This window comes from Streptomyces sp. NBC_00162 (genome assembly GCF_024611995.1).
Classification (GTDB): domain Bacteria; phylum Actinomycetota; class Actinomycetes; order Streptomycetales; family Streptomycetaceae; genus Streptomyces.
Genome location: NZ_CP102509.1, coordinates 6,754,790 through 6,768,129, shown reverse-complemented (window position 1 = coordinate 6,768,129; position 13,340 = coordinate 6,754,790). Strand labels below are relative to the sequence as shown.

The 13,340-nt window shown below is 71.0% G+C and carries 13 protein-coding genes; 2 read left to right on the top strand and 11 right to left on the bottom strand.

From position 1 onward, the window contains the following. Positions 1-84: 84 nt before the first annotated feature. From yajC to pgsA, 11 genes are all read right to left on the bottom strand, one after another. Positions 85-555, bottom strand: a complete 471-nt coding sequence (gene yajC / locus JIW86_RS31430; protein WP_257557172.1) for a preprotein translocase subunit YajC — start codon at positions 553-555, stop codon at positions 85-87. A gap of 165 nt (positions 556-720) precedes the next feature. After that, positions 721-1,779: a Holliday junction branch migration DNA helicase RuvB gene (gene ruvB, locus JIW86_RS31425; protein ID WP_215144343.1), complete on the bottom strand. Its 1,059-nt coding sequence runs from the start codon at positions 1,777-1,779 to the stop codon at positions 721-723. 73 nt (positions 1,780-1,852) lie between these two features. Next, on the bottom strand, positions 1,853-2,485 hold the full coding sequence (gene ruvA, locus JIW86_RS31420) for a Holliday junction branch migration protein RuvA (protein WP_257557170.1): 633 nt from the start codon (positions 2,483-2,485) through the stop codon (positions 1,853-1,855). After that, complete coding sequence (ruvC, locus tag JIW86_RS31415; RefSeq protein WP_215144354.1) at positions 2,482-3,018, bottom strand: crossover junction endodeoxyribonuclease RuvC; 537 nt, start codon at positions 3,016-3,018, stop codon at positions 2,482-2,484. Before ruvC ends, ruvA begins: the two co-directional genes overlap by 4 nt. A 138-nt stretch (positions 3,019-3,156) precedes the next feature. Continuing rightward, complete coding sequence (locus JIW86_RS31410) at positions 3,157-3,909, bottom strand: YebC/PmpR family DNA-binding transcriptional regulator (RefSeq protein WP_215144356.1); 753 nt, start codon at positions 3,907-3,909, stop codon at positions 3,157-3,159. Positions 3,910-3,966: 57 nt separating this feature from the next. Beyond that, entirely contained in the window at positions 3,967-4,560 is a 594-nt protein-coding gene (gene pdxT, locus JIW86_RS31405) for a pyridoxal 5'-phosphate synthase glutaminase subunit PdxT (protein ID WP_215144358.1), read from the bottom strand. A 7-nt stretch (positions 4,561-4,567) separates the two neighbouring features. After that, positions 4,568-5,485 (bottom strand): pyridoxal 5'-phosphate synthase lyase subunit PdxS, encoded by a 918-nt coding sequence (pdxS, locus tag JIW86_RS31400; RefSeq protein WP_215144360.1) that lies wholly within the window; start codon positions 5,483-5,485, stop codon positions 4,568-4,570. A gap of 135 nt (positions 5,486-5,620) precedes the next feature. Then, positions 5,621-6,163 carry a hypothetical protein gene (locus JIW86_RS31395; RefSeq protein WP_215144363.1) on the bottom strand — a complete coding sequence of 181 codons (543 nt, stop codon included), beginning with the start codon at positions 6,161-6,163 and terminating at the stop codon, positions 5,621-5,623. A gap of 22 nt (positions 6,164-6,185) precedes the next feature. After that, a complete protein-coding gene (locus tag JIW86_RS31390) occupies positions 6,186-7,355 on the bottom strand; it encodes a glycosyltransferase family 4 protein (RefSeq protein WP_257557167.1) in 1,170 nt (389 codons plus the stop codon). Beyond that, positions 7,355-8,257, bottom strand: a complete 903-nt coding sequence (locus JIW86_RS31385) for a phosphatidylinositol mannoside acyltransferase (RefSeq protein ID WP_257557165.1) — start codon at positions 8,255-8,257, stop codon at positions 7,355-7,357. The genes JIW86_RS31390 and JIW86_RS31385 overlap by 1 nt, the downstream gene beginning before the upstream one ends. Continuing rightward, the gene (gene pgsA / locus JIW86_RS31380) at positions 8,257-8,922 is read right to left on the bottom strand and encodes a phosphatidylinositol phosphate synthase (protein WP_257557163.1); all 666 of its coding nucleotides are present in this window, start codon (positions 8,920-8,922) and stop codon (positions 8,257-8,259) included. The genes JIW86_RS31385 and pgsA overlap by 1 nt, the downstream gene beginning before the upstream one ends. Positions 8,923-9,270: 348 nt before the next feature. On the opposite strand from pgsA, the gene JIW86_RS31375 reads away from it, so the two are divergent. Then, on the top strand, positions 9,271-11,466 hold the full coding sequence (locus JIW86_RS31375) for an elongation factor G-like protein EF-G2 (protein WP_257557161.1): 2,196 nt from the start codon (positions 9,271-9,273) through the stop codon (positions 11,464-11,466). Between the two features lie 142 nt (positions 11,467-11,608). Then, complete coding sequence (locus tag JIW86_RS31370; RefSeq protein WP_257557159.1) at positions 11,609-13,276, top strand: hypothetical protein; 1,668 nt, start codon at positions 11,609-11,611, stop codon at positions 13,274-13,276. Positions 13,277-13,340: the final 64 nt, after the last annotated feature.

Sequence of the window (13,340 nt, the reverse complement as noted above, 5' to 3'; positions counted from 1 at the left end):
ACCCCTGCCCCCCGCAGAAGTGGGTCACTGACCGGGACCGCGACGGCCGCCGATCAGGCGCCCTCGCGGTCCCCGGCCCGTGCGCTACTTCGCGCCGGGCTCGCCGTCCGCCTTGCCGTCCTTGGGCTCGTCGCCCTTGGGCTCGTCCTTCGGCTCGTCCTTCGGCTCGTCCTTCTTGCCGAGGTCGAGCTTCGGGGTCTCGTCCGCGTCCTTCTCGGTGAGGGAGGAGGCGTCGTCGGGGACGACCGGCGTGTCGATGGTCAGATCATCGGTCGCGCCGTGGACGATGCGGTTGTATTCCGCGTCGTCGAGGACGGCGCCGATGGAGTTCTTCGCGAAGATCGCGTGGACGCCGGGAGCCACCTCAAGGGTGACGGTGTCGTCGCCGATCTCCTTCACCGTGGCGTACATGCCGCCGATGGTGCGGACCCCGGTGCCGGGCGTCATGTGGTCGCGCATCTGCGCGGCCGCCTGCTGCTTCTTCTTCGCGGAGCGGGTCATCAGGAACATCGCCCCGATGAGCACGATGAACGGGAGGAGTGTCACGATATTCACGGGACGGAGATCCTTCGCACGACCGCACGCGGACGGCGGCCTTTTCTACGGGGGTGGGCATGCCGACCTGAAAGGGCGGCATCGGCGGAGTCTAGGCGAGTCCGCACCGATGGAACAACGCCCAGCATGGCACCGGGGTTCCTGAGGGTGCGAACGTCCGCGCCGTCAGGCCCTGAACAAGCCCTGTTGTCCGCTTGATCCGCTCCCGTGCTGCTGGGGCGGCACGAGCCCCAGGTGGGCCCAGGCGGCAGGCGTCGCGACGCGCCCCCGCGGGGTGCGTGCGAGCAGCCCTTCGCGGACGAGGAACGGCTCCGCGACCTCCTCCACCGTTTCCCGCTCCTCGCCGACGGCGACGGCGAGCGTGGAGAGGCCCACGGGCCCGCCGCCGAAGAGCTTGAGCAGCGCCTCCAGGACGGCCCGGTCCAGCCGGTCGAGCCCGCGCGCGTCCACCTCGTACACCTGGAGGGCGGTACCGGCCACCTCACGGTTGATCACACCGTCGGCGCGGACCTGGGCGTAGTCGCGGACCCGGCGCAGCAGGCGGTTGGCGATGCGCGGGGTGCCGCGGGAGCGGCCGGCGATCTCGGCGGCGCCGTCGACGTCGATCTCGACGTCGAGGAGGCGGGCGGAGCGGTGGATGACGCGCTCCAGCTCCTCGGGGGCGTAGAACTCCATGTGCCCGGTGAATCCGAAGCGGTCGCGCAGCGGGGGCGGCAGCAGTCCGGCCCGTGTGGTCGCCCCGACGAGGGTGAACGGGGGCAGCTCCAGCGGGATCGCCGTGGCCCCGGGCCCCTTGCCGACGATCACGTCGACGCGGAAGTCCTCCATGGCCATGTAGAGCATTTCCTCGGCGGGCCGGGACATGCGGTGGATCTCGTCGAGGAAGAGGACCTCGCCCTCCTGGAGGGAGGAGAGGATCGCCGCGAGGTCTCCGGCGTGCTGGATGGCGGGGCCGGAGGTGATGCGGATGGGCGCGCCCATCTCGGCCGCGATGATCATCGACAGCGTGGTCTTGCCGAGGCCGGGGGCGCCGGAGAGCAGGACGTGGTCGGCGGTCGCGCCGCGCTGGCGGGCCGCCTTGAGGACGAGGTCCAGCTGCTGGCGGACCTTCTCCTGACCGACGAACTCGCCGAGGTCCTTGGGACGCAGCGCCGCCTCGACGGCGGTGTCCTCCCCGTCGGCTGCCGGCGCGACAATGCGGTCGCTCTCGTCGTCCCAGTTCACGGTGTCAGTCTGCCTTCTCGGTTCGTACGGTGGTCCGGGGGCCGGCCCCCGGCAGCGGCGCCGCGCGGGCGGGTCAGCGGGCTCGGTTCAGGGACTGCAGCGCGGCGCGCAGGAGCTGCGGGACAGGGGCGGACCCGCCGGCGGCGATGGCGGCCTCGGCCTGCGGGGTCACCGCGGAGACGGCCTCCTCGGCGTCACGGGACGCGTAGCCGAGCCCGATCAGCGCCGCGGCCAGCTGCTCGGTCCACGGCGCGGGCCCGGCGGCCACGGCCCGCTGCGCGCCGACCAGGCCGCTCGCGCCCAGCGGGGCCCCCAGCTTGTCCTTCAGCTCCAGGAGCAGCTTCTGCGCCCCCTTCTTGCCGATCCCCGGCACCGCCATCAGCGCCTTCTCGTCACCCGTCGAGACAGCCGTCCGCAGCGCGTCCGGGCTGTGCACCCCGAGCATCGCCTGCGCCAGCCTCGGCCCGACCCCGCTCGCGGTCTGGAGCAGTTCAAAGACCTGCCGCTCGTCGTCGTCGGCGAAGCCGTAGAGGGTGAGCGAGTCCTCCCGTACGACCAGCGAGGTGGCCAGCCGGGCCTGCTCGCCCATCCGCAGGCCGGCGATGGTGTTCGGCGTGCAGTGCACGGCCATGCCCACTCCCCCGACCTCGATCACGGCCAGGGTGGGGGCGAGCGCGGCGACCGGGCCGCTGACGAAGGCGATCATCGGGTACGGCCTTTCGAGCCAGAGGCGTGCAGGGCGACCGCCTGCTGGAGGCGGTTCTGGGCGGGGGCCCGCCAGATGTGGCAGATGGCGAGGGCGAGGGCATCGGCGGCGTCGGCGGGCTTCGGCGGTGCGTCCAGCCTGAGCAGCCGGGTCACCATCGCTCCGACCTGGGCCTTGTCGGCCCGGCCGCTGCCGGTGACGGCGGCCTTGACCTCGCTCGGGGTGTGCAGCGCGACCGGTATCCCGCGCCGGGCCGCGCACAGCATGGCGACGGCGCTCGCCTGGGCGGTGCCCATCACGGTGCTGACGTTGTGCTGGCTGAACACCCGTTCCACGGCGACGACTTCGGGCCGGTGGGTGTCGAGCCATTCCTCGATGCCCTGCTCGATGGCGACGAGACGGTTGCCCAACTCGGCGTCGGCGGGCGTACGTACGACCCCCACCGCGAGCATGGTCAGGGGGCGGCCGGCGACACCCTCGACGACGCCGATACCGCATCGCGTCAGCCCCGGGTCCACACCCAGTACGCGCACCGCCGCCCCCTCTTTTCGATCTTTTCGATCTTTTCGATCGCCTGTCCGTGTCTGTCCGTGCAGGCTATCGGGCGCCACTGACAAAGCGACGGGCCGACAGGGTGTGTCCTGTCGGCCCGTCCCATCCAAGCGCCCCGCTCAGGCGTCGACCTTCTCCATGACCTCGTCCGAGACGTCGAAGTTGGCGAAGACGTTCTGCACGTCGTCGCTGTCCTCCAGCGCGTCGATCAGCTTGAAGATCTTGCGCGCGCCCTCTTCGTCCAGCTCGACCTGCATGGTCGGCAAGAAGTTGGAGTCGGCCGAGTCGTAGTCGATGCCCGCGTCCTGGAGAGCGGTACGGACGGCGACCATGTCGGTGGCCTCGCTGATGATCTCGAAGCTCTCGCCGAGGTCGTTGACCTCTTCGGCACCGGCCTCGAGCACCGTCTCCAGGACGTCGTCCTCGGAGAGCTCGCCCTTGGGCAGGAGGACGACACCCTTGCGGTTGAACAGGTACGAGACCGAGCCCGGGTCGGCCATCGAGCCGCCGTTGCGGGTCATGGCCACGCGCACGTCGGAGGCGGCGCGGTTGCGGTTGTCGGTGAGGCACTCGATGAGCACCGCGACACCGTTCGGACCGTAGCCCTCGTACATGATCGTCTCGTAGTCGGCGCCGCCGGCCTCGAGGCCGCCGCCGCGCTTGACCGCGGAGTCGATGTTCTTGTTGGGGACCGAGCTCTTCTTGGCCTTCTGGATGGCGTCGAAGAGCGTCGGGTTGCCATCGATGTCGGCGCCGCCCATGCGGGCCGCGACCTCGATGTTCTTGATCAGCTTCGCGAAGAGCTTGCCGCGCTTGGCGTCAACCACGGCCTTCTTGTGCTTCGTCGTAGCCCATTTAGAGTGGCCGGACATCTGCCTGTCTCCTTCGCGTCACCAACAGTGTTCGTCCCCGATCCTACCGGGAGCTGATTACAGCCCGGCGCGCACCATGTCGACGAAGTACGCGTGGACTCGGTCGTCGCCGGTCAGTTCGGGGTGGAACGACGTCGCGAGGACGTTGCCCTGGCGCACGGCGACCGTGTGGCCGTCGTACGTGGCGAGCACCTCGGCGGCGCCGCCGACGGACTCGACCCACGGGGCGCGGATGAAGACGCCCTGGACCGGGCCGCCCGCTATGCCCGCGAAGTCGATCTCCGCCTCGAAGGACTCGTTCTGGCGGCCGAAGGCGTTGCGGCGGACGATCATGTCGATGCCGCCCAGGGTCTCCTGGTCCTCACGGCCGTCCAGGAGCTTGTCGGCGAGCATGATCATGCCGGCGCAGGTGCCGTACACCGGCATGCCGGCCCGCACGCGCTCGCGCAGCGGCTCGAGCATGCCGAACAGCACGGCGAGCTTCGACATGGTCGTGGACTCGCCGCCGGGGATCACCAGGGCGTCTACCTCGGCGAGCTCCTCGGGACGCCGGACCGGCCTGGCCACGGCGTCCGCCGCGGCCAGGGCGATCAGGTGCTCCCGTACATCACCCTGGAGAGCCAGGACGCCGATAACGGGGGTGTTCGTCATGAGGTGATTACCAGCCGCGGTTGGCGTAGCGCTCGGCCTCGGGGAGGGTGTCGCAGTTGATGCCGACCATGGCCTCGCCCAGGTTGCGGGACGCGTCCGCGATGATCTTCGGGTCGTCGTAGAAGGTGGTGGCCTTCACGATGGCGGCGGCACGCTTGGCCGGGTCGCCCGACTTGAAGATGCCGGAGCCGACGAAGACGCCCTCGGCGCCGAGCTGGCGCATCAGGGCGGCGTCGGCCGGGGTGGCGACGCCACCGGCGGAGAACAGCACGACCGGGAGCTTGCCGAGCTCGGCGACTTCCTTGACGAGCTCGTACGGGGCGCGCAGCTCCTTGGCGGCGGCGAACAGCTCGTTGTTGTCGTAGCCGCGCAGGCGGGCGATCTCGTTCTTGATCTGGCGCAGGTGGCGAACGGCCTCGACGACGTTGCCGGTACCGGCCTCGCCCTTCGAGCGGATCATGGCCGCGCCCTCGGCGATGCGGCGCAGGGCCTCGCCCAGGTTGGTGGCACCACAGACGAAGGGGGTGGTGAAGGCCCACTTGTCGGAGTGGTTGACCTCGTCGGCCGGGGTCAGGACCTCGGACTCGTCGATGTAGTCGACGCCGAGGGACTGCAGGACCTGGGCCTCGACGAAGTGGCCGATGCGGGACTTGGCCATGACGGGGATCGAGACGGCCTCGATGATCTCTTCGATCATGTTCGGGTCCGACATGCGCGCCACGCCGCCGTCCTTGCGGATGTCGGCGGGGACCCGCTCGAGGGCCATGACGGCCACGGCGCCGGCGTCCTCGGCGATCTTCGCCTGCTCGGCGTTGACCACGTCCATGATCACGCCGCCCTTGAGCTGCTCGGCCATGCCGCGCTTGACGCGCGAGGTGCCGATGGCCGACTCAGCGGACTGGGGGGTGGTGGGAAGCGTGCTCACGGATTGACCTCACTCGAAAGGAAGACGGGTGCTACTGGGTGCTACTGGCACTACTCTGCCGAGGAAACCCCACTGATCAGTCCACTACAAGGGCCAATGTGGAGCTTGTGGCCCCTTCACTTGTCCCCTGCGGCCCTAGACCGGCCTCTCGGCGAGATCCGCCGGAGGCTCGTCGTCCATTTCAAAGGCCAGCGGGAACGGCGCGTGCCCGGCCAGCCGGAACCAGCGGACCTTGCGGTGCCTGCGCAGGGCGCGGGCGGCCCGTACGGCGTCGTTGTGGAACCGGCGCGCCATGGGCACCCGGCGGACGGCCGCCGCCAGCTCCTCGGTGGCCGCGGCCCCACCCGGCGCGGCCTTCAGCACCTCGACCTGGTCGGCATCGGCGAACACCGCGCGCAGCGCCTGGCTGAGCTCGCTCTCGGCGACCTCCCGGTGCTCCTCCTCGGCCTGCCGCGCGGCGTGCGCGGCCTCGTACAGCACCAGGGAGGACGCGGGGTCGAGCACTCCGGAGGCGGCCACTTCCACCACCACGGAGGCCCTCCGCACGAGCTGCGCGTCCAGCGCGGCCCGCGAGGCGTCCATCCGCGAGTGCAACCGGTCGAGCCGGCCGGCGGTCCAGCTGAGGTAGACCCCGATGACACCGAGAGCCAGGGCAATCCAGACAAGGGTTTCGATCACGGGCCGCGACTTTACCGGCCCCTCAGGCGGACGAGTCCCGCGAGAAGCCCAGGCGGGTGCGGAGGGGGATGCGTTCGTCCGTGGCGACCGCCGCCGCGCCGTCCGTGACCGTTTCGTAGACCGCGAGGATGTCCGCGCCGACCGTGGACCAGTCGAAGCGGCGGACGTGCGCCGAGCCGCGGGCGCTGAGTTCCGCGCGGCGGGCCGGGTCGCGCAGGAGGGCGATCGCGCCGGTCGCGAGGGCGTCGGCGTTCTCGTTCGTGAAGAGGTCGCCCGCGCCGCCCTGGTCCAGGACCTGCGCGAAGGCGTCCAGGTCGGACGCCAGGACCGCCGCGCCCGCCGACAGGGCCTCGACCAGGATGATGCCGAAGCTCTCGCCCCCGGTGTTCGGGGCGACGTACACGTCGACGCTGCGCAGCAGCCGGGCCTTGTCCTCGTCCGAGACCATGCCGAGGAATTCGACGCGTGATCGGAGGTCGGCCGGGAGGGAGGCCACCGCCTCCTCCTCGTCACCGCGGCCGGCGACGAGCAGCCGTACGTCCGGGCAGGCCGCCACGATCTTCGGGAAGGCCGCCATCAGCACGGGCAGGCCCTTGCGCGGCTCGTCGATGCGGCCGATGAAGCCCAGCGTCTGGCCGGACCAGGAGGGATTGGGTTCCGCGGAGGCGAAGAAGTCCACGTCGACACCGTTGGGGATCACCACCGCGTCCCCGCCGAGGTGCTCGACCAGCGTGCGCCGGGCGTACTCGCTCACGGCGATCCGCGCGCTGATCTTCTCCAGGGCCGGCTGGAGGATCGGGTACGCCGCGATCATCGCCCGCGAGCGCGGGTTCGAGGTGTGGAAGGTCGCCACGATCGGGCCCTGCGCCGCCCAGCAGGACAGCAGTCCCAGCGAGGGCGAGGCCGGCTCGTGGATGTGGATCACGTCGAAGGTGCCGTCGTGCAGCCAGCGCCGCACCCGCGCGGCGGAGAGGAAGCCGAAGTTCAGGCGGGCGACGGAGCCGTTGTAGGGCACCGGCACGGCGCGGCCCGCCGAGATCACGTACGGGGGCAGCGGGGTCTCGTCGTCCGCCGGGGCCAGGACCGACACGTCGTGGCCGAGGCGGATCAGGTGCTCGGCCAGGTCCCGGATGTGGAACTGGACGCCGCCCGGCACGTCCCACGAGTACGGGCACACGATGCCGATCTTCACTACGGGCGCTCCTCCAGGTCGTCGAGCCACAGCCGCTGCAGCATGTGCCAGTCCTCCGGGTGCTCGGCGATGCCCCACGCGAAGGCGTCCGCCAGGGCCTGCGTCATGGCCGCGGTCTTCTCGATCCGGGTCCCCGCCTTGGGAACCTCCACCTCGGGGTGGATCCGGCCGTACATCTTCGGCGTGTCCCCGTAGTGCAGGGTCGCCGGGAGCAGCACCGCCCCCGTCTGCTGGGCCAGCAGCGCCGGCCCGGCCGGCATGCGCGCCGCCGAGCCGAAGAAGTCCACCTCGACCCCGGAGGCCGACAGGTCCCGGTCCGCGACCAGGCAGACCAGGCCGCCGGAGCGCAGGCGGCGGGCGAGCGTGCCGAAGGCGGCGCCGCCGCTGTGCGGCAGGACCTCCATGCCCAGGCTCTCCCGGTAGGCCACGAACCGGTCGTAGAGGGTCTCGGGCTTGAGCCGCTCGGCGACCGTGGTGAACGGCGCCCCCATGTGGCCGATGGCCCAGGCCCCGGCGAGGTCCCAGTTGGCGAGGTGCGGCAGGGCCACGACCACTCCGCGCCCGGAGTCGAGGGCCTCGCGCAGCAGGTGCTCGTCCTTGAACTCGACGTCCGTGCTGAACCGCTTCGTGTCCATGGCCGGCAACCGGAAGGACTCCATCCAGTACCGCATGTACGAGCGCATGCCCGCGTGCGACAGCTCGCGCAGCCGCTCCGGCGTCGCGTCCGGCACCACCCGGGCCAGATTCGACTCCAGCCGCAGCACGCTCTTGCCGCGCCGCTTCCATACGAAGTCCGCGATCCGCTGCCCCAGGGCCACCGCGGCCGGCTCGGGCAGCTTCTTGACCCCGGCCCAGCCGAGCCCGTACAGCCCGTCGACCAGCTTGTCCTGCACCGCGCCCATCAGGCAGCCCCGCCCTCGGCGGCCGCCGCGGCGGCGTCAGCCTCGGCCGACTCACGGCGTACGGTGACCACCCGCTGGATCAGCGTGACCAGCGAGCCGATCGCCACGATCCACAGCGCGATCGGCAGCAGCACCCCGATCCAGGACGGCACGCCGAAGGTCTGCAGCCCGGACAGGCCGGCCGCGACCAGCGAGATCACCAGCCGCTCGGCACGTTCGATCAGGCCGTTGACGGCCACCGGCAGCCCGATCGACTCGCCGCGCGCCTTCGTGTAGGAGACCACCTGCCCGCTGGCCAGGCAGAAGATCGTCACCGCGCACAGCGCGTTGTCGTTGCCGGAGCCCGCGTACCAGAGCGCGAGTCCGCCGAAGATCGCCGCGTCCGCCACCCGGTCGAGGGTGGAGTCGAGGAAGGCTCCCCACCGGCTGGAGACGCCGGCCTGGCGGGCCATGTTCCCGTCCACCAGGTCGGAGAAGACGAAGAGGGTGATGGTGATCGTGCCCCAGAAGAACTCTCCCCGGGGGAAGAAGACCAGCGCTCCCGCCACCACTCCGGCCGTGCCGATCAGGGTGACCGCGTCCGGGCTCACCCCCCGCCGGAGCAGAAAAGCGGCGAATGGCGTGAGAACACGCGTGAAGAATGCACGCGCGTACTTGTTCAGCATGGCCTTCCCGGAGGGTCGCTGGGCCGCACGGCCACCACGGCCACCGGCTGGCCCATCGTAGCCAGCGCGCCGCCCCCCGCACGCCGCGCACCCACCGGTTCGTGCCGCGTAAGACGTGCTTCACGTCACGGACCCCCTCGCGCACCCCTCCCCGTACGCCACCGGTACGACGTATGGACGCGGTGTGACACCAGTGCAAAGCTCGAATAGCCCCGCTTTTTCCCTCGAAGCATGCAGCCCTCCTAGAAGAATGCAGCCCTCTTCGAGGAAAGCAGCCCTCCTAGAAGGAATCAGCTTCCTCGAACGAATCCACCCTCCTCACCGTCACCACCGGGAGGCACGAGAATCATGGGAGCCACCTCACACCAAGCCGGAGCCGCCGGCAGGGCACTGACGGCCGACCGCCCCTCCTCCGTACGGAACGTCGTGCTGGTCGGCCACAGCGGATCCGGCAAGACCACGCTGGTCGAAGCCCTCGCCCTGACCGCCGGAGCGGTCAACCGGGCCGGCCGGGTCGAGGACGGTGCCACGGTCTCCGACTACGACGAGATCGAGCACCGCCGACAACGTTCCGTCCAGCTGTCCCTCGTCCCCGTCGAATGGGGCGGAATCAAGATCAACATCTTGGACACCCCCGGATACGCCGACTTCGTCGGAGAGCTCAGGGCCGGTCTGCGCGCCGCGGACGCGGCCCTTTTCGTCGTCTCGGCCTCCGACGGCATCGACGGCGCGACCCGCATGGTCTGGGACGAGTGCGAGGCCGTCGGCATGCCGCGCGCCATCGTCGTCACCCACCTGGAGGCCGCCCGCGCCGACTACACCCAGATGGCCAACATCTGCGGCGAGATCTTCGGCGCCGACGACCCCGACGCCGTCATCCCGCTCTACCTCCCCCTGCACGGCCCCGCCGGCCCCGACGGCCACGCCCCCGTGACCGGCCTCCTCGGCCTGCTCTCCCAGCGCGTCTACGAGTACTCCTCCGGCGAGCGCGCCGAGCGCGATCCGGACCCCGCCGAGCTCGCCCTCATCTCCGGCGCCCGATCCCGCCTCATCGAGGGGATCATCGCCGAGAGCGAGGACGAGAGCCTCATGGACCGGTACCTCGGCGGTGAGGACATCGACATCAAGACCCTCGTCGACGACCTGGAGCGCGCCGTGGCCCGCGGCACCTTCCACCCCGTCCTGATGGCGGCCCCCGCCGCCGAGGGCGCCAAGCAGGGACTGGGCACCGTGGAGCTCCTCGAGCTGATCACCGGCGGGTTCCCCACCCCCCTGGAGCGCCCCGCCCTGGCCGTCACCGCCCCGGACGGCGCCCCCCGCCCCGCCGTCACCTGCGATCCCGCCGGCCCCCTCCTCGCCGAGGTCGTCAAGACCTCCTCCGACCCCTACGTCGGCCGCGTCTCCCTCGTACGCGTCTTCTCCGGCACCCTGCGCCCCGAGGAGACCGTCCACGTCTCCGGTCACGGCCTCGCCGACCGCGGACACGAGGACCACGACGTGGACGAGCGGATCGGCACGCTCACCTCCCCCTTCGGCAAACAGCAGCGCACCCTCACCCGGTGCGTCGCGGGCGACCTCGCCTGCGTGGCCAAGCTCACCCGCGCCGAGACCGGCGACACCCTCTCCGCCAAGGACGGCCCGCTCCTCATGGAGCCGTGGGCCATGCCCGACCCGCTGCTCCCCCTCGCCATCGAGGCCCACAGCAAGGCCGACGAGGACAAGCTCTCCCAGGGCCTGGCCCGCCTCGTCGCCGAGGACCCGACCATGCGGCTCGAGCAGAACCCGCACACCCACCAGGTCGTCCTGTGGTGCCTCGGCGAGGCCCACCAGGACGTCGCGCTGGAGCGGCTGCGCACCCGCTACGGCGTCCAGGTCGACGCCGTGCCCCACAAGGTGAGCCTGCGCGAGACCTTCGGGGCGAAGGCGGCGGGGCGCGGCCGCCACGTCAAACAGTCCGGCGGCCACGGCCAGTTCGCCATCTGCGAGATCGAGGTGGAGCCGCTGCCGCCCGGCAGCGGCATCGAGTTCGTCGACAAGGTCGTCGGCGGCTCCGTGCCCCGCCAGTTCATCCCGTCCGTGGAGAAGGGCGTACGCACCCAGGCCGCGCGCGGGGTCGCGGCCGGGTACCCGCTGGTCGACGTGCGCGTCACCCTCCTCGACGGCAAGGCGCACTCGGTGGACTCCTCCGACGCCGCGTTCCAGACCGCCGGCGCCCTCGCCCTGCGCGAAGCCGCCGCCGAGGCGCGCATCCACCTCCTCGAACCCGTCGCCGAGCTCTCCGTACTGATCCCCGACGAGTACGTGGGCCCCGTCATGAGCGACCTCGCGGGCCGTCGCGGCCGGGTCGTCGGCACGGAACAGGCGGGTCCGGGGCGCACCTGGGTCCGCGCCGAGATCCCCGAGATCGAGATCGGCCGCTACGCCGTCGAGCTGCGCTCCGTCTCGCACGGCACCGGCCGCTTCGCCCGGAACTACGCCCGCCACGAACCCATGCCACCTCAGATCGCCGAGAAGGTGCGCGAACAGGCGGAGAAGGGAACGTAATTGACATAGCGTCGGGAGACGCCGCCCACCCAACCTGCTTGCGGTGGGCGGCATTTCCCTGTCCCATGACCATGGGGTGAGATCGCCCGATAGGCTCATCGGCGCACCAAAGAGCACGAACGCACAGCGATGGGGGGCAGCGGTGGCGGACGACGGATTCGACTTCAGGCCCGGGGCACAGATTCCGCTCCAGGGCGGCGGGGGGCAGACGGCGGCGACCAACGCGCTGGCCTCCGCCGCGTACCGGGACGGCGCGAAGGACAGCGGGCTGGCCCTCATACTCGGGGCCAACAGCGAGAACCACCCCGCCACCGTCAAGCCCCCGAAGATCTCCCTCTTCGAGCCCAACCTCGGCGAGGCCTTCTGCCGGGCCGTCGAGGCCCGCACGCTGGCCTCCGGCCGCAAGCCGCTGATCCAGTCCTTCGGAGCCGACCCGCAGACCGTCGTCGAGCACTGCCTGGCCGCCTCCCGCATCCGCAAGGAGCGCGACCAGAAGCTCCGCCTGATCATGCTGTTCTGCGGTGTGGTGTTCCTGCCGGGTCTGCTGCTGTGGCTGGGCCTGTTCCAGCTCCGCAAGAGCCTGGCCTCCGGCGAGGGCAAGCGCGCGTCCTGGGTGGGCACCGCGCTCCTGGTCGGTGTCGGCATCGTGGTGGCCGTCCTGATGTTCAGGCTGCCTTTCACCGGCTTCCTCGGCCTCTACCTGCGCGGCATGATCATCGCCCCGGCCCTGGGCTGGCTGCTCGCCCGCCGGCTCTGCGAGTCCACCGCCCGCGACCTGCGCTCCCGCTGGGACGGGCTGCTGGACGGAGACGGGATCGGCGCCAAGATCCCGGAGGCGGTGCCGGGCAATCCCGACGAGAAGGCCCGCGAGGACCTGCGCCACCAGCTGGCGAAACTGACCGCGGAGGACCGTAGCAACCACGTCTTCTACGCGGGCCCCAAGGGCATCCTCGGCATGGGCACCCGCTGGGGCAGCTGGCAGATGGCCGAGGAGCTCACCCCCAAGGCCGAGGTCGCCGAGATCCACCCCTTCCGCAGCTGGGACGTCATACGCGCGATCGACACCCAGCTCCGCAAGCTGGAGCGCGGGCCCCTGCACACCGGCGGCTTCCCGCCGGCCGCCATACAGCACTGGATCGTCACCCCGATCGGCGAGGGAGCCGGGGAGGTGGCCCGCCCGACCGGTGAGAACGTCGACACCTTCCTCATCAAGCCGCACGAGATCACCCGGATCTGCAACGAGCAGCAGTTCAGCGCCGGCAACCGGCACTACCTGGGCATCCAGTACCCGCTGTGGGACGGCCAGTTGGTCATCACCATGCTGGTGACCGTCACCGTGCTCTACAAGACGCTGCGGGTGGACGTCACCGCGCACGCCCTGGGCCCCGTACACGGCCTGTTCACGACGAAGTCCAAGGCCCCGGTGGTGGAGGTGCCCAAGAGCATCCGCTTCTGGGAGACCGTGGAGCGGCCGCTGCCGCTGGTGGACGCGCAGGAGGTCGTACGGCTGGCCGTGCGGGCCCCGCTGACCTGGTACCCGCCGGTCCTCGACTTCTTCGGCGGCAAGCTGGTCCTGCCCGAGCCCTTCGGCCTGCGTCACGTGTGGGCGAGCTCGATGTGGCGCCACCGGTTCATGGCCGACGACGCCCTGCGCACGGTGGCCCCGGTCCTGCGGTCCGTCCACGCCGCGACCTTCAAGGTCCTGGAGGAGAACGGCGTCGACACCGACCGCTTCACCAACCGTTCCTCGATCATGAGCGGTCTGATCCAGGAGCCGGCACCTCGCAAGGCGGACGTGTACGACGCGTAGGCAGGACGCGTGGGCAGGAGGCGTGGGCAGGGCGCGTGGGTAGGCTGAAGGCGAGTCCGAGCCG

What these genes read in the sequence shown, in the direction of transcription:
- ruvA (WP_257557170.1), bottom strand. Translation starts at nt 2,485, where the DNA reads ATGATCGCCTTCGTCAGCGGCCCGGTCGCCGCGCTCGCCCCCACCCTG.
- JIW86_RS31410 (WP_215144356.1), bottom strand. Translation starts at nt 3,909, where the DNA reads ATGTCCGGCCACTCTAAATGGGCTACGACGAAGCACAAGAAGGCCGTG.
- pdxT (WP_215144358.1), bottom strand. Translation starts at nt 4,560, where the DNA reads ATGACGAACACCCCCGTTATCGGCGTCCTGGCTCTCCAGGGTGATGTA.
- JIW86_RS31385 (WP_257557165.1), bottom strand. Translation starts at nt 8,257, where the DNA reads ATGGGCGCGGTGCAGGACAAGCTGGTCGACGGGCTGTACGGGCTCGGC.
- pgsA (WP_257557163.1), bottom strand. Translation starts at nt 8,922, where the DNA reads ATGCTGAACAAGTACGCGCGTGCATTCTTCACGCGTGTTCTCACGCCA.
- JIW86_RS31375 (WP_257557161.1), top strand. Translation starts at nt 9,271, where the DNA reads ATGGGAGCCACCTCACACCAAGCCGGAGCCGCCGGCAGGGCACTGACG.